Genomic DNA, 16,487 nt, shown 5'->3' with positions numbered 1-16,487 from the left:
CGTCTACTAGCGTTGTACGGAAGCTGATATGAAACAAGTTAAAGAAGTAACAGGTATTCAAGCGGACAATATACCTGAATATTTGTATGCATCAGAGGCACCGCTCCTACTAAAAGGATTCGGAGCCAATTGGCCTATGGTGAAAGCTGGATTAGCATCCCCTCAGGAAGCAGGCAACTTGTTGCAAAGCTATTACAGCGGAGAGCCTGTAAGCGCTTGCCGGCTGCCGCCAGAGGCTCAAGGTAGAGTTTTCTACAACAAAGAGGTTAATGGCTTTAACTTTGAAGCAGCGCGAATAGACTTATCACAAGTGCTGTCTAAACTTTTTGAAGAAATATCCAAGCCAACGGGCACCACCTACTATGTTGCATCGACAGAGGTGAGTCGATATTTCCCGGGTTTTAAAGAAGAACATAACTCTAGCTTAGACAACTTCAGCCCGCTAACCAGCCTATGGATTGGTAATCAAAGTCGCGTCGCAGCACATTATGACTTTCCGTTAAATATCGCTTGTTCACTCGTTGGAAATAGACGATTTACTTTGTTTGCTCCTGAGCAAATCAGCAATCTTTACCCTGGCCCGATGGAATTTGCACCAGGTGGACAGGATGTTTCAATGGTTGATTTTCACAATCCCGACTTTGATAAATTTCCAAAGTTTAAAACGGCACTTGAGAACGCTATTGTCGCAGAGCTTGAACCAGGTGATGCCTTATTTATACCCAGTATGTGGTGGCATCATGTTGAGGCACTAAGTGAATTTAGCGTGCTACTGAGCCACTGGTGGCGTGACACGCCAGCTTTCATGGGGCGACCAAACAATGCTTTACTCAACGCAATGTTGAGTTTACGCAATTTACCCAAAGCACAAAGACAAGCATGGAAAGCTATTTTTGATCATTATATTTTTGAGCATGAAGAGAATGACTTTTCCTACTTAAGCGACAACGCTAAAGGCATGTTGAAAAGACCTATAGATGAGCTAACAGCCCGTCGTATTCGTGCAGAATTACTAGAGAAATTGAAGCGATGATGAACAAACCAATTAAAAGAGTAGTCATAGCAGGTGGTGGCACTGCAGGCTGGATGGCAGCAGCATCATTGAGTAAGCTGCTAGGTAAACATTTGTCGGTTACACTCGTTGAGTCTGATTTAATACCAACCGTTGGTGTAGGTGAAGCCACAATACCTACCCTTCACATTTTGCATCAATTACTTGGCATCAACGAAGCCGAATTCATGGCCTCTACAAATGCAACCTTTAAGCTAGGAATATCATTTGAAAACTGGCGTGATGTCGGCAAAGACTACATTCATTCTTTTGGCTATTTGGGTCAAGAGTGCTGGGCGTGTGGATTTCATCACTTTTGGCGAAAAGGCCAAGAGTTGGGCATAGCCAAAGACATTGGGGACTATTGCCTTGAGCATTTGGCTAGTCGTGAAGGTCGTTTCGCGATTATGGCGAATCAAGATTTAAATCATGCATACCATTTGGACGCTGGTCTTTATGCAAAGTATTTGCAGGAGCTAGCCTTTAAACACGGTTGTGTGCGTGTAGAAGGAAAAATTGATCACGTTAACCTGGACGAAAATGACGGCTTTATCACCGGCATCCGTTTGGACAATGGAAAACTCGTTGAAGGTGACTTGTTTATCGATTGCACGGGTTTCAGGGCGCTGCTCATTGAACAAGCTTTACATACAGGCTACGACGACTGGAGCCACTATTTACCTTGTAACAGCGCAATTGCAGTACAAACAGAAACGGTAGGTACACCACCAGCTTACACTCGCTCTATTGCGAGAGAATCCGGCTGGCAATGGCGTATTCCTTTGCAGAATCGTACCGGTAATGGCCTTGTTTTCTGTGATAAATACATGACGGACGAAGAAGCAATTGATACCTTGATGAACAATATCGAAGGTAAACCGTTGAATCAGCCTCGGGTGATCAAGTACAAAACAGGAAGCCGTCGCAAACATTGGAATAAAAACTGTATCGCTATTGGCTTATCGTCAGGCTTTATCGAGCCTTTAGAATCTACAGGCATTCACCTATTCCAAAAGTCGATTGTACGTTTATTGCAAATGTTCCCACATACTGGCATCAACGATGCGGATGTTGCTGAGTTTAATAAACAAACGAAAGAAGAAATCGACAACATCCGAGATTTCATTATTCTGCATTATCATTTAACCGATCGCAGAGACTCTGCTTTTTGGCGCTATTGCGCCTCTATGCCGATACCCGATACCCTGACTCATCGTATGGCGTTATTTAAACAGTCAGGTAGAGTATTTAAAAAAGCTGAGGAGCTATTTGGCGAATCAAGCTGGGTACAAGTTATGATGGGACAGGGCCTTATACCTGATCAATACCACCCTATTGTTGATATGATGACTGAGCAAGAGTTACAAGCATTTCTGACTAACATAGAACAGAATGTGAAGAAGAAAGTCGCTAGTTGGCCGCCACACATGCAGTTTATTGACCATTACTGTAAAAGTAAGATGATGTAAGCATATGTCTGCGATAACAATTAACCCTGACTTTAGTGTCGGGGTTAACTATATCGGCAAGGAAAAAACTCCTGCCCTTATCATCGATAATTACTGCTTAAATATAGAAAAATTAATTCAGCAAGCGTTGCATGGCGTATATAAGGTTGATAAGCAATCATACTATCCAGGCATTCGCAGCCCCATTTCCCAAAACACGATCATTTCTCTTATACAGCCCGTGATTGAAGGGTTTCATAAAGTACTTAATGTACCTACGCGGTTATTACCTGCTGCTCACCCCAGTTATTTTTCATTAATAACCAAACAACCTGACGAGTTAACGGCAATGCAAACCTTGCCACACTTTGATACCGCTCGCCCATACTACTTTGCCGTATTGCTTTACCTTAATGAGGGTAACCATGGTGGCACAGGCTTTTTCAGACACAGAAAATCGGGGCTCGAACGAATTAAAGAGAATCAGGTTGATAGCTATTTTGCATCAGTTCAGCAAGAAGTTGATAACAGTGGCCTAAGTCAGAATGGATACCAGATTGACAGCAATGAACATTATGAATTAATTCATTCGATTCCATACAAACCTAATCGTATGGTTATTTATCCTGGAAACCTTTTACACTCTACTTTAGTAGACGAAGAAAAGGACATTAGCGACAACCCAGCCCAAGGCCGACTAACCGCTAATATTTTTCTAGAATTTCAATAGAAATATATGCAGTGGCTCATATCTTAAAGGCAGCTATGAGTGAATTAAGGACATTGACCTCGACATTACTGAGAATTCTCAGTAAATCCCCAAACTACACAAAACATCTCTTTAACATCATGAAATATTTGAATAATAATCGGTAATTACAGCGGGATATTACTATGAAGTCTCAGTAGTATCCGCAAGAAGGCAAAGAAGTACGTTTATTTCTTTGGTAACAAATTGAATTAATTACGGTTTATGATAATTTAATTAGATAGTCGTAGGCGGATATTACTGAGACGTCTAAATAATATACTGTTAGCTATACATCGGAGGTATTGTGAAAGTAATCGGACTTATATTAATACTCTTTAGCTCATTTAGTTTTGCGTGCACGTGTGTCTCAGGAATACTTAAAGAAAAAGTGGATGCCTCAGATTACGTGTATATTGGTAAGGTAGTTTCTAGTCGGTTGATAGATGACAACGAAGTAGAAAGTAAACTTGTAGTATCCAAAGAGTTAAAGTCCTACCCAGATATAAATACTATGACTTCTTTTGTTAATTTCACATCGTGTGACTTGGATGTGACCGTTGGTTATGAATGCATTGTTTTTGGTAACTATGGAAAAACTCCTTCAATTAGTTCATGTTCTAGCACTCAGCCTATGGCATACAATATTGAAGAGCGTGAAAAACTCATCAAAGAAGTGAAAAGTATAGCTAACAAGTAACTCAAGCGGGACTGCTAACAGTTGGCTCAGTTCCGCTTCGCTGCACATTGTAGCCAACAATTATCAGCCTCTTATTGGGGCGTTATAAAGCACAAGGATAGTCATGAGAATAATTCTGATTTTGATGATCTTTTTAACATTCGAATCTATTGCTGTCGATTTAGATAAATTACAAGGAACTTGGGCGGGACATCAAAAGAATGGTCATGAATACTTTCATCATATTTTAGAAATTGATAATAAAGGAAAAGGGTTTTACGCCATTTCTATTGGAGACAGTTACCTTGAGGGTTGGATTTTTCCGGTTGACCTTTCAGGCAAAAAACTAGTAGATGGTCACGTAACTTTAAATTTAAGATCTGTTAATCCAAATGTTAATACCAACCAAGTTTTAATTTTGTCACCTCATGGCATGTACAAAGAGTTAGGCGTATTAACAATTAACCTTTTAGAAGATGGTTCCCCATTCCACTCTTTAGGTTGGAGCTTGGTAAAGACCGAAGCAAACCTCGGTACAAATGGGCTGTATAAATTTGCGAAAAGTGCTTTATAACAAGTTGCTCAAAAGGACGCAAAACGCTTGGCTTGCGCTCCTTCGTAGCTAATTTTAGCCAAGCATTTATGCGCCCATTAGTAAGGCGTTATATTCAAAGGAAGGATCGGCGTGTTCAATAAGTTTTTGAGTGGATTAGTGTTTGGTAGCGGTTTTGCGATAGCCTTTGTTTTTATTGCCTATTTAGGTCTACAAGTGCTCCTTCCTGCTGTAATGAATAGCTCTAACAAAACTCCTGAATTTAATGATTCGAGATCAGCCGAGGTCATAGAGCAAGAGTCATCATCTACTCCCAAAATGACAACCAATAATGATTTCAAATTATATAAAAACTCTAGCGCAAAAATGGAAGTGCCAGCAGGTGGCGGAATTTTATCTATAGCTTCAATAAATACTCCCGCTGGAAATAAGTTCCCTAGCACTTATCAACTTTGGATTACAGAATCAGAGTTTTGGCAGGTTAAAACGAATGAACAAAATGTCGAAATTGAACAACTTAAATATCCGACCGTTTTGCCAATAGATGCCGTTGACGCAACGATGAGAAAACAAGCTGGGTACGCTTTGAGTACAATGACGGTTCATTCTGAAGCAATTACATCTTTAAAAATGGGTAATGGTTCATGGCACGATAAGGACATGAACGGAAAAACGAAAATAACAAAAGAAGGTGTTGTATTTATTCAGCCCAATGAATTTTGAATATAACAAGTCAATTATGGCAGGGACGCAAAACGCTTGGCTTGCGCTCCTTAGTCGCTAATTTTAGCCAAGCATTTATGCGCCCCATATTGGAGCGTTAGCTATCAGGACGAAAAATGAGACATTGGCTGTTTATTTTATTATTTGGAGTTATTGGTATTGTGAATGCGGAAGAAAATGGAATTATTGGAAAAATAATGGAAAAAGGCATGCCGGTCATCTATTCATTTGATAATTACCTTCCTGAAAAATCAGTTATTGAGCATTTCCCAACTTTAGCTGTAATTAAATGGGAATACGACGGCAGTGAAAACAACGGAATGCCAACGAAAGAAGAACAAACAAAAATCTATAAACTAGAAGAAGCATTAAATGAAATTGCCGATTCTGGAGCTAGTTTTAGAGCTTATGCTAGAACAGGTAACAACCTTAGAGAATTTGTTCATTATACTGTTGATCAGCCAATGTTTTTAAGCGTTTTAAATGAAGCACTTAAAGATCACCCTAGATACCCCTTAGACATTGTGTTTTATCAAGATCCCGAGTGGTCTGATTATAAAAATTTAATGGCAGATTTTAAGAAAGATAGCTAACAAGCGCATAAAGTGATGGGACTGCTAACGCTTGGCTCAGTTCCGCTACGCTACACAAGTTTAGCCAAGCATTATCAGCCTCTTATTGGGGCGTTATGCGGATAAGTAGGGTATATGAGTAACTTTGAATGCAATAAGTTATATGCAAAAGAGTTTTGGCTTAATGGCAAAATCGTTACTTACTGTTGCACATTTTATTTACTCTTTGAAAATGGTGATTGCCTTCAGGCTACATACAGTGACGAACATTATATTTGGGAAGTAGCAGGAGTTAAATCTGTTCCTGATTTTCTAGTTGCGGAAGGTGATCATGAGTTTTCATACAAATATGTAGAGTATGCCCGCGATGATAAAAAGGCTATTGGATATATGCTTGGTTATGAAGTAATCGGTAATGATATTTTGGTCTTTAAATTTTCAAGTGGTCTAGAGGTTAAATTAATTTATAGTATTGAAAACGAATCTGAAACGATCAAAATATCCGCATAACAAGCCAATCAAGTACGGGACTGCTAAAGCTTGGCTCAGTTCCGCTTCGCTACACAAGCATTATCAGCCTCTCATTGGGGCGTTATATTGCTAATGGAGTCAGCATCTCTTGATACACTTTTCGTTTGTAGCATCTGATTCGATCAAGCCAGAATTCCTTAATGATCTTGAAGCAAGAGTTGGGCTTCAAGAAACAGTAGCTCTAGAATCGTTTGATGAACTTGTAATATTACTAAAGTTATTTGGAACATGTATAAAATCAGTGGATTTACCTGACATTGATGATGTAGAAAATTCTTGGGTGTTATCGCAGAGAATTAGGCACTTCGAAGATTCTGAGTTCGACATTTTCTATCAAGAGTGGTTAAAACAAACTGGTCGCGACAATAATATGGATGAGTATGGTCAATTACTTCATCTTAACAGCTTTGGTGTTACACTAAATCAAGCTAATCATAAGGTTGTGTTGCAAGAAGCAATATAACAAGTCGTTTAAAAGGACAAAAAACAGTTGGCTTTTTGCTCCTTCGTCGCTTAAGTTTAGCCAACTAAATTTTGCCCATTAACTAGGGCGTTACCACCGTCCGCTATTGGCACTTTTCGACTGTCAGATTTGATTACTTCCTAGTAATCGAATCTGACAGTTCAAGCTAATATCTATTCAAATTATCCACTTAAAGAGATGGTGCCTTTTTTCCCGGTAACACTTTAACGTTTTGACCTTTTGCCGCGCATCCTTTGCCTGTATTTTGGTCAATACTGCACTGATACACACGGACATAATCAATTTCAAAACGTTGCGGGAAAATGCTGTCATCAATGCCCTTTTCATTAACAACGCCCGCCCAATTTCCACCAACGGCAAAGTTAAGCAACAAATGAAACTTTTGATCGAATGGTGCGCTTCCCGTGCCGTTTTTTAACTGACCTTGCTTAACTGTGTACTGTGTATACCACCCAGAGGCTTGCTGAGTCGCGTAGTGGATGTTGTCCACATACCAACGAATTTCCCCTTCTTCCCACTCAACAGCATAGGTATAAAAGTCATCTGCTGGATTTTTACCTTCGGGTAATAAGTACCCGATACCACTATAGACGTTATCAGGCCAAGCCCTTCCGTAATGCAATGTGCCATGAATACGCGCTTCGGGTGACTTGTTTTCGGATGACGTGTTATCAAGGTCGCTGAGCGCTTTTAAATTTACGGCTTCCATGATGTCAATTTCGCCTGAACCTGCCCAGCCACCATATACCCAATCTGTTGGCAACATCCAGATTGCTGGCCAAGTACCCTGACCTTGTGGCAATTTGGCTTTGACCTCAATTCGGCCATAGCGCCAATCACCTTTGTTTTTGGTTCTTAAACGCGCCGAGGTGTATGGTAGTTCACGATTTCCTGCACTTTGGTAATTGGCTGCATCGTCATGAACCGCGGGACCAACAAACGACTCTTTTAGGGCTTTTATCACCAACACCCCGTCTTCGATGAACGCATTTTCCGCTCTATCGGTGTAGCATTGTTGCTCATTGTTACCGCCGCCATAGCAGTTCTGTTCAAAGCTCCATTTAGCGTTATCAATAGTGGGTTGACTAAATTCGTCTTGCCAAACAAGTTCCCAATCTTTGCTTACCGTAACCGCTTCACCTGTAGCCACGTCAGCTGCAACGGCGGGAAATGCGATTGAGGTTAGTAATACGATAGATTTTTTTATCATGTTAGTCGTGCAGCATAACCCATCAAACGCGTTATGCTGCTTTCCTTTTTTACTTTACTAAATCAGTTACTTTTAATAACGATGTTATCTATTTGATAAACTGCACCGTTCGCTTTACTCCACGTAGGGAAAACGAGAATCAATTTAATACTACTAGGATCTAACCCAAGCGATGCCAACTCTGACACATTAAAAGTATAGTGTTGCCACTGCCCTTGAATAGGTGCATGCCCCTCTACACTCTGGTCTAATCGAATTTCAGCAAACTGACTGGCATTAGCGCTTTCCACTTTAATAAGCCAATCTGCACTGCTATCTGACGGTGGCGTTGCCATTTTAAAGTCAAACTCTATCGTGGCGTTATCTAGCGTCGCGGCATTAACAGGTGAAGTAGCACTAGCACCAATAACCGTTGGCGCACCTGCAAACGACACCTCTACCACGTTGCCATTATCACTGTCGACGACTTGCTGATAACTTGCGCCGCCACAGCAATCCCAGAAGGTCCAATTGCTGTCAAATGATTCTGCATAAATCACGATATCACCTTCTACAGCTGGCGGCTCTGATGGCGAAGCCGTGCTAACCCATCGGATATTATCAAGCGAAAAGTCAACGCCTGCTTGATCGCCCCATGTAGGGAATATCACCAAACCAGTATTTACTTGCGATAGGTCTAAGCCATTAGACACTAGCGAGCTTACTGGTATACGCACAGTTTGCCATTCGCCATCTGCAATAACGCCAAGTAATTGGTCTCCGGTTGTACAAGGGTATACACAGTCAACTTTAAAGCTAATACCGTTTGACGTTTCAGCATAGTCATTAACCTTGATGTCGAACACTAGTTCACCACTTGCAAACGAACCCAAGTCAACTGCTGGGTCTGATTGAATATATAAAAGACCATCAATACCTGATGCAGAACCAAAGCTCACATTAAGCACATTACCTCGCGCGGCATCATCGCTTGCAGTAACGTCCCATGATACGAAGTTACCACTGTTATTGGTGTAATCACGGTTTATTGCCGTGTCCCATGCACCAATACCGTTATTCCAAGTATCGTTGTTCACCTCATCGTCAAAAACCACTAACGTGTCTATAGTGACACTTTGCGCAGGTGGGTTAATACCACACCCATTAGCATCTTTATGGCCGCAAATTAATTGAACATTATCCACTTGCACATGTGCAAAAGCGCTAAACTCAAGTACGAAAAGGTTTAACACATTGTTTAGGTTTACAGCTTGCTCGCCTGGCGTAGCAATTAACTCATTAACCGGTACAGATATTGTTTGCCATTCGCCAGTTTTAACATCAGCAAAGTTCATGACTTTTTGACCAAGCGCTGGCCAGCCGCTATCCATTTTGACAATAAACTGGCTATCTAAATCGGTATTTGCCGCTTCGACATAGACATCAAACTTAAGCTCAGCTGCATGTAGCATCCAAGGCTGCGATGAATCCCCCATACCTTTTAGTGCAAAGGTTTCACCGTCTTGCGCGTATATAGCAACATTGCCTTTATCTGTTGTGACAATGTCAAGAACGGTGCCTTGCTCACCACCAACATCAATTGTTTGAGCCGTTATTGCACCGCTATTATCCCAGGCAACAGAAATAGATAAGTCTCGCGTCAACGTTTCGCCATTTATCTCCCACGCTAAAGCATTTGCTTCATCGCTAAATAAATCGTATTGCGCGATATGTGGGCTGTTTGCAGGGGCTGGCTCTACACTATTATCAACATTGGAAAAACAACCTGAACCGTCTGCATTGTCAGCGTCACATTCGTAAACACGCACGTAATCTACTAACATTTGCGCTGGAAATTGTGTCGCCGCATCTGGTGAACCCGGCCAGTTGCCACCAACAGCCATATTCAATAGTAAGTGGAATGACTGATTAAATGGCGCCGCTTCATCAGACACATACCCTGTTTCAGTATCCTTATAGAAGTAACTCCACCACGTATCTGAGGTGACTGTCGCGTAATGAACATCATTGAAGAACCAACGAATTTCATTTTCTTCCCACTCAATAGCATAAACATTGAAGTCACTCAGCACGTCAGCGGTTAGCTCTTTACCCGAACTCACGTTTAATGGCCATGCCATTCCATAGTGAATGGTACCGTGAACATGGTTTTCTTCTGTTGATAGTGGATTTACCACTTCCATAATGTCGATTTCACCACCTGAAGCCCAACCGCCATATTGGCTATCTGTTGGTAGCATCCAGAACGCAGGCCATAGTCCTTGTCCTTCGGGTATTTTAATTCTTGCTTCTATACGACCGTATTGAATATCAACTTTGCCGTCAGTGCGAAGACGTGCTGATGTGTAATCATAACCATTAGACGCTTCTTCACGTGCTTCAATGACCAAGTTACCGTTTGCTACAGTGACATTGTCTTCTTGGTACCATTCTAATTCGTTATTACCCCAACCCGGGATGCCATATTGAGAGCCATCACCTGTTTCAATATTCCAGTTATCAGTGTTTAACCCACTGCCGTCAAATTCGTCACTCCAAGTTAATTGCCACTGTCCAGAAGCTATTGAAACGACAACAGTAAATTCATGCTCAACGGTAACTGTACCGTCGCTTATCGAAATAGAAACCTGATGACTACCGACATCCGATTGAGATGGCGTACCACTCAACTCGCCCGTTTCTGCATTAAAAGACAACCAACTGGGAAGTACTGTTGCTTGATAAGACAGCGTATCGCCATCACTGTCATTAACATCTAATTGATAGGTATAAGCCGTGCCAACTGCGAGGTCAGTAATTGGAACGCTATTGATTTTAGGTGCAATATTGTCACTGACATTCGATGATGAGCCATCAGAGCCCCCACATCCCGATACTACTAATGCTGTTGCTATAGCCAACGGTGTTATTTTACTTATCGTTTTCATTTAGTTACTCCCCGTTTTTATTAGAAATCAATGTAAGCGCTTACATTGATTTCTAATAAAAACGCTCAAAGGTAAAATACCAATGAGCGTCTAACTAGTGCTATTGACAGCTTATCGCTGCTTTTTCAGCTTTATTTGGCTCATAACTAATGGCAGCTAGTTGCAACGTAGCAGACTCAGTCGAATAGATTTCAAATGGAACTACTAGGTCGCCAAAGCTAGTCCCTTTGTCCGCAAAGCATTTCAAATCAATATCAACTTTAGCCCAGCCGTGATGAACAATAGGCTTTAGTTTGTCTGTAATATCGATTTCTGCCCCGCAATTGTCCGTAGGGCTCTCCGCCTTTTGACAACGCGTACCAACCATAATGCGCCCCTTAGGTTCATCTAATACACTCACCATAAAGGTTAATGCAGATTTCGCTTCAAGCGCTGATCGTAAGTCTTCTCTAAAGTTACTTTTGCTGACGATACGCAAACCAGCTTTTGCACCACCCTTCAACACAATTTGTCGGGCATCTTCTTGTACATTCATATCTACCGTACGGTATGAAAGCGCGCCTAATTCGTGGGTATTTGCGTTTGGCTGCATTTGATCATTGTCCGAAAATAGCCACATCAGCCATGGTTTATGCATTTTTCCATCGAACAGCATTTCTCTCGTTAAATCTGCATCAGAAACTACAACAGATTCATCCAGCTCTGAAGATAGCGTGCTAGTTTCACCGTATTTCAAACCAAAGCCGTATGGAAGCAGCGGGTCATAATCTGCATCACCGCGGTTAACGACTGCTTGATTTGCCGATTTCGGCCATGAGAATGATAGTTTACCCACAAAGTCATGTTGTACTTGGTTATCTTTGTCAGCAAAAATAACTTCTGCGACACCATCGCCCTCAGAACCAGGTAACCAGACCGCAACAAAGGCATCTGAAGCGTTCATTTCTGGGTTTACCCACATTGCACGCCCACTAATGAACAGAGAAACAACTGGAATTCCTTGCGCCTTCAGTTTCTTTAACAAAGCAAGATCGCGTTTATCACCGCGTTGGTATTCTAGATTGTCACGATCACCATGACCTTCTGCATAAGGATCTTCACCAAAAACAACCACCGCTACATCAGGCTTTTTGTCGAAAGAGCCATCTACACTAAGCGTTGCGCTCCCACCAGCACTTTCAACCTGCTTAGCTATACCATCATAAATAGATGTACCACCCGGGAAATCGTTATTATTATTGCCCGTGCCTTGCCACGTTACCGTCCAACCGCCAGATTGTTTACCGATATTATCAGCACCGTCACCGGCAACGAGTACGTTCAGCGAAGGAGAAAGTGGCAGAATATTATCTTGGTTTTTCAATAAAACGAGTGACTCTCTGACCGCTTGACGAGCAACGTCGCGATGCTCTTTAGCGCCAATTAGCTCTGTTTTGCCCGAGAATGGACGTTTTGCAGGACTCGGTTTTTCAAACAAACCCGCCCGTACTTTTACGCGTAGGATACGACGCACAGCATCGTCAATGCGTGACATTTTGATATCACCCGCTTTAACTTGCTCAATAGTATTCTCGTAAAGCGGCTTCCACGCATTGGTTGGTACCATGTAGATATCTAAACCAGCATTGACTGCCTGCGGACAATTATCGTTAGTACACCCTTTAATTTGGCCGTGCCCATTCCAATCCCCAACAACAAAGCCATCGAACCCCATTTTTTCTTTTAGCACTTGGGTTAATAAATATTCGTCGCCATGAATTTTCTTACCGTGCCAGCTATTGAATGATGCCATCACAGACTGCGAGCCTGCGGTTAAGCCACCAACATAACCTTGAGCATGGATATCAAACAGCTCTTGCTCGGATGAAATATTATCGCCTTGATCGTCTCCGCCAACTGTTCCACCATCACCAACAAAATGCTTAACGGTTGAAATCACACGTTGATCACTCAGAAAGTCGCCGTCAGCATGACCTTGAAGACCTTTTACAATAGCCGCCGAATAAGAACGGACAATTTCCGGGTCTTCCGAATAGCCTTCGTAGGTTCTGCCCCATCTATCATCTCGTACCACAGCAACGGTTGGTGCAAACACCCAATCAATTCCCGTTACCATCACTTCTTTCGCCGTAATTTCAGCAATTTTTTCGATTAAATCAGGGTTGTTTGCCGCACCAAGACCAATATTGTGTGGAAACAATGTCGCCCCAATAACATTATTGTGACCGTGGACTGCATCGGTACCCCACATCGTTGGGATAGACGAACCATCAAGTGAGTCATCAATTGATGCCTGATACATATCTTCCGCTAGCTGAATCCAGTCTTGTGGGGTTGATTGCTTATTATTGCTTGGGAATGAACCACCACCATTTAAATAAGAGCCGAAGCCGTACTTACGCATGTCTTCAACCGTGATATCGCGTATTTCGGGCTGGATCATCTGCGCAACTTTTTGTTCAAGTGTCATTTTTGCTAGCAAAGATTCGACGCTAGCTTCAATCTTTTCGTCTTTTTTTACAGCAATATCCAATGTTGGCCAAATATCTATGTTGTGAGTTGAAGTCACTTGGCTTTGATCTTCAACTTTATTTGGCGTAGCAGTTTCGGTTTTTTGCACCGACGTTGAATCCTGATTACAGGCTGTCAGTGCGACCAAAGCAGGGACCAAAAGTGCTAGTTTTTTCTTTTTAATCATTGTTGTTTTCATTGTAAGACCTTATTTATCAGCCTGTTTTACTTTACTGCCAATAAGGCCGTAATAAGCGATGTATACATAACATAAAATGGGTAATGCGAAAGACAGTTGAACACCAATACTATCTGCCAACATTCCTTGGAATACAGGGATAATTGCACCACCAACAATCGCTAAACATAATATGCCTGAGCCTTGCGATGTATGTTTGCCTAACCCCGTAATTGCTAAGCTGAAAATAGTTGGGAACATGATAGAGTTGCATAAGCCTACTGCTAAAATGGCCCACATTGCGAAATGACCAGAGCTAAAAATTGCAACGACAATAAGAATAACTGCCGCACAGGCGTTAAACGCCAATACTTTACCAGCAGCAATTCGTTGCATAACACCAGCACCAATAAAGCGGCCAACCATAGCGCCCCCCCAATAGTATGCGATGTATTTAGCGGCTTCCGCTTCTTCTAATCCTGCGATGTCTGGTTGATTTAAAAAGTTAACGAGAAAGCTGCCTATTGCAACTTCACCGCCAACATAGACAAAAATACCCAGCGCCCCAAGCACTAGATGACTGTATTGCCATGCGCTGCCAGAAACTTCTTCTTTCTCGTCAACCTGCGCCGTTTCTACAACAGGCAATTTCATATAGGCGAAAATGGCGGCAAGAATCAGCAACATGCCAGCAAGCATGATATAAGGCATTTGCACCGCCTCAGCACCTGCTGCAACATTGCCTACTTCAGTCGCTGCTTGCTCTAAAATTAAAAATGCGCCAAAAAATGGCGCCACTGTGGTACCTAACGAATTAAACGCCTGAGTAAGTGTTAGGCGAGAAGAAGCTGTCTCTGGTTTACCAAGAATACTGACATAAGGGTTAGCTGATACCTGCAGTAAGGTAATTCCGCTCGCCAAAATAAACAGAGCAACTAAAAAAACGGGATAGCTTTGCATTGACGCGGCAGGATAGAAGCCAAGGCAACCCAGTGCTGCGATGACAAGACCAATAACGATACCTTTTTGGAAACCCAGTTTTTTCACCAATACGCCAGACGGAATAGAGACGATAAAGTAAGCACCAAAAAAACAAAACTGTATCAGCATTGCCTGGGTGTAGGTTAAATCAAATACCGCTTTTAGATGTGGAATTAGAATGTCATTGAGACATGTAATAAAACCCCACATAAAAAACAATGACGTAAGTGAAGTTAGAGCGAAGCGGTAATTTTGATCACCACCTGATGAAATATTCGATGTTTGCTCAGGCATTGTGGTAGCACCTGCCATACAGCCCCCTATGTTCTGTTTTTAATAATTTTTGTATTAGTGTAGTCGCGCTTTTGATAATAAGGTTGACCTATCCGATAAATAACACTAACCTAAATGTAAGCGCTTACACAACTATTAAAGTCGAACAGCGTCTTTTTTTCAACAAAATTGTAAGCGCTTTCAAAAATAAAAACGGATTATCCAAAGCATGAGTGCTAATACTTGTGTTTGATGAATAGGTAAAAGAAATGAATCAATTTGAGCTGCCTTCTGGTTCGCGACTACTAGAAAAAAACTTCACTTATGGCGTAGCAACCGCTTCGTTTCAGATTGAAGGTTCTGCGGATACTCGACTACCATGCATTTGGGACACTTTTTGTGCGACACCAGGCAAAATCGCAGATAACTCAAATGGCTTCGTTGCATGTGAACATGTAAAGCGCTGGAAGGAAGATGTTGAATTAATAGAAAGCTTGGGCGTTGACGCATACCGCCTTTCCATTTCTTGGCCACGTGTTATGCATCAAGATGGCACGCCGAATGAAGAAGGCTTAAACTTCTATATTCAATTACTTGACGCGTTAAATGCGAAAAACATTAAGCCTTACGTCACACTGTATCACTGGGATTTACCTCAATACCTAGAAGATGAAGGTGGTTGGCTAAATCGAGAAACAGCGTATAGATTTCAGGAATACACCAAATTAGTCGTTAAAGCTTTTGGTGACCGTGTATATTCTTACGCCACCTTTAACGAACCTTTCTGTAGTGCGTTTCTTGGCTATGAAGTTGGTATTCACGCGCCAGGAAAAATAGGCAAAGAATACGGCAGAAAAGCAGCACATCATATCTTGCTGGCTCACGGCCTTGGCATGCAGGTATTAAACAGCGAAAGTCCTAATACACAAAACGGCATTGTTTTAAACTTTACGCCTTGTTATGCAAACTCAAAAGCTGATGAAGCGGCAACAGCCTACGCAGACGACTACATTAACCAGTGGTATGCAAAGCCGATATTTGATAAAGCATATCCTGACATTATCGATAGCATGCCAGAATGGCAAAAGCCTGACATCCATGAAGGTGACTTAGCGATTATTGGCCAACCTATCGACTTTTTGGGTATTAATTTCTATACACGCTTAAAGTATGTTGCTGATGAGCAAAACATCTATCGTGAACTGCCGCCGCAAGAACCATTGACCGATATCGGTTGGGAGATATACCCGCAAGCATTTACCGATTTATTGGTGGATTTAAACAAACGCTATGACCTCCCACCAGTATTTATCACTGAGAATGGCGCAGCAATGGCTGATAAACTGGAAAATGGCCGAGTTAACGATATCGATCGCGTAAATTACTACCAAGCGCATTTTATTGCGTTACATAATGCAATAGAGCAAGGGGTGAACGTTGCAGGGTACTTTGCGTGGAGTCTAATGGACAACTTTGAATGGGCAGAAGGTTACCTAAAACGTTTTGGCATTGTCTATGTTGATTATCCAACACAAACTCGTACCATTAAGGAAAGTGGTCTCTGCTACAAGCAACTGATTTCTAGCCGAAAATAATAAAAACAATAAAACAACGAGGC

General features: G+C 41.8%; 13 protein-coding genes and 1 pseudogene. 10 read left to right on the top strand and 4 right to left on the bottom strand.

What is annotated here, in order from left to right:
- Positions 1–28 precede the first annotated feature (28 nt).
- From ACFSJY_RS10240 to ACFSJY_RS10200, 9 genes are all read left to right on the top strand, one after another.
- Positions 29–1,033 (top strand): cupin-like domain-containing protein, encoded by a 1,005-nt coding sequence (locus tag ACFSJY_RS10240; protein WP_386033899.1) that lies wholly within the window; start codon positions 29–31, stop codon positions 1,031–1,033.
- Positions 1,033–2,520, top strand: a complete 1,488-nt coding sequence (locus tag ACFSJY_RS10235) for a tryptophan halogenase family protein (protein ID WP_386035010.1) — start codon at positions 1,033–1,035, stop codon at positions 2,518–2,520. The genes ACFSJY_RS10240 and ACFSJY_RS10235 overlap by 1 nt, the downstream gene beginning before the upstream one ends.
- Positions 2,521–2,524: 4 nt before the next feature.
- A complete protein-coding gene (locus ACFSJY_RS10230; protein ID WP_386033897.1) occupies positions 2,525–3,229 on the top strand; it encodes a DUF6445 family protein in 705 nt (234 codons plus the stop codon).
- A 325-nt stretch (positions 3,230–3,554) separates the two neighbouring features.
- Positions 3,555–3,947: a hypothetical protein gene (locus ACFSJY_RS10225; RefSeq protein ID WP_386033895.1), complete on the top strand. Its 393-nt coding sequence runs from the start codon at positions 3,555–3,557 to the stop codon at positions 3,945–3,947.
- Between the two features lie 103 nt (positions 3,948–4,050).
- Positions 4,051–4,500: a hypothetical protein gene (locus ACFSJY_RS10220; protein ID WP_386033893.1), complete on the top strand. Its 450-nt coding sequence runs from the start codon at positions 4,051–4,053 to the stop codon at positions 4,498–4,500.
- 111 nt (positions 4,501–4,611) lie between these two features.
- Positions 4,612–5,202: a hypothetical protein gene (locus tag ACFSJY_RS10215; RefSeq protein WP_386033891.1), complete on the top strand. Its 591-nt coding sequence runs from the start codon at positions 4,612–4,614 to the stop codon at positions 5,200–5,202.
- Positions 5,203–5,318: 116 nt separating this feature from the next.
- Positions 5,319–5,795, top strand: a complete 477-nt coding sequence (locus tag ACFSJY_RS10210; RefSeq protein ID WP_386033889.1) for a DUF695 domain-containing protein — start codon at positions 5,319–5,321, stop codon at positions 5,793–5,795.
- Positions 5,796–5,909: 114 nt separating this feature from the next.
- Positions 5,910–6,284 carry a hypothetical protein gene (locus ACFSJY_RS10205; RefSeq protein WP_386033887.1) on the top strand — a complete coding sequence of 125 codons (375 nt, stop codon included), beginning with the start codon at positions 5,910–5,912 and terminating at the stop codon, positions 6,282–6,284.
- A 109-nt stretch (positions 6,285–6,393) separates the two neighbouring features.
- Entirely contained in the window at positions 6,394–6,768 is a 375-nt protein-coding gene (locus ACFSJY_RS10200; protein WP_386033885.1) for a hypothetical protein, read from the top strand.
- A 247-nt stretch (positions 6,769–7,015) separates the two neighbouring features.
- Here the strand turns inward: ACFSJY_RS10200 and ACFSJY_RS10195 are convergent.
- From ACFSJY_RS10195 to ACFSJY_RS10180, 4 genes and pseudogenes are all read right to left on the bottom strand, one after another.
- Positions 7,016–7,999, bottom strand: a pseudogene (locus ACFSJY_RS10195) (glycoside hydrolase family 16 protein); the annotation flags it as partial.
- A 62-nt stretch (positions 8,000–8,061) separates the two neighbouring features.
- The gene (locus tag ACFSJY_RS10190) at positions 8,062–10,926 is read right to left on the bottom strand and encodes a putative glycoside hydrolase (RefSeq protein WP_386033883.1); all 2,865 of its coding nucleotides are present in this window, start codon (positions 10,924–10,926) and stop codon (positions 8,062–8,064) included.
- A gap of 100 nt (positions 10,927–11,026) precedes the next feature.
- Positions 11,027–13,636: a glycoside hydrolase family 3 protein gene (locus ACFSJY_RS10185; RefSeq protein ID WP_386033881.1), complete on the bottom strand. Its 2,610-nt coding sequence runs from the start codon at positions 13,634–13,636 to the stop codon at positions 11,027–11,029.
- Positions 13,637–13,645: 9 nt separating this feature from the next.
- Entirely contained in the window at positions 13,646–14,908 is a 1,263-nt protein-coding gene (locus ACFSJY_RS10180; protein WP_386033879.1) for a sugar MFS transporter, read from the bottom strand.
- A 230-nt stretch (positions 14,909–15,138) separates the two neighbouring features.
- Between ACFSJY_RS10180 and ACFSJY_RS10175 the strand changes: the two genes are divergently transcribed.
- Entirely contained in the window at positions 15,139–16,464 is a 1,326-nt protein-coding gene (locus ACFSJY_RS10175) for a GH1 family beta-glucosidase (protein ID WP_386033877.1), read from the top strand.
- The last annotated feature ends 23 nt before the right edge of the window (positions 16,465–16,487 follow it).

It is taken from the genome of Thalassotalea euphylliae (assembly GCF_042682785.1).
GTDB lineage: Bacteria > Pseudomonadota > Gammaproteobacteria > Enterobacterales > Alteromonadaceae > Thalassotalea_F > Thalassotalea_F euphylliae.
This window is presented reverse-complemented; position numbering and strand designations above follow the sequence as displayed.

Bases quoted from the DNA above. Each gene is read 5' to 3' on its own strand.
- ACFSJY_RS10185 (WP_386033881.1), bottom strand. From the start codon at position 13,636: ATGAAAACAACAATGATTAAAAAGAAAAAACTAGCACTTTTGGTCCCT.
- ACFSJY_RS10190 (WP_386033883.1), bottom strand. From the start codon at position 10,926: ATGAAAACGATAAGTAAAATAACACCGTTGGCTATAGCAACAGCATTA.
- ACFSJY_RS10240 (WP_386033899.1), top strand. From the start codon at position 29: ATGAAACAAGTTAAAGAAGTAACAGGTATTCAAGCGGACAATATACCT.
- ACFSJY_RS10210 (WP_386033889.1), top strand. From the start codon at position 5,319: ATGAGACATTGGCTGTTTATTTTATTATTTGGAGTTATTGGTATTGTG.
- ACFSJY_RS10175 (WP_386033877.1), top strand. From the start codon at position 15,139: ATGAATCAATTTGAGCTGCCTTCTGGTTCGCGACTACTAGAAAAAAAC.
- ACFSJY_RS10205 (WP_386033887.1), top strand. From the start codon at position 5,910: ATGAGTAACTTTGAATGCAATAAGTTATATGCAAAAGAGTTTTGGCTT.
- ACFSJY_RS10235 (WP_386035010.1), top strand. From the start codon at position 1,033: ATGAACAAACCAATTAAAAGAGTAGTCATAGCAGGTGGTGGCACTGCA.
- ACFSJY_RS10230 (WP_386033897.1), top strand. From the start codon at position 2,525: ATGTCTGCGATAACAATTAACCCTGACTTTAGTGTCGGGGTTAACTAT.
- ACFSJY_RS10180 (WP_386033879.1), bottom strand. From the start codon at position 14,908: ATGGCAGGTGCTACCACAATGCCTGAGCAAACATCGAATATTTCATCA.
- ACFSJY_RS10220 (WP_386033893.1), top strand. From the start codon at position 4,051: ATGAGAATAATTCTGATTTTGATGATCTTTTTAACATTCGAATCTATT.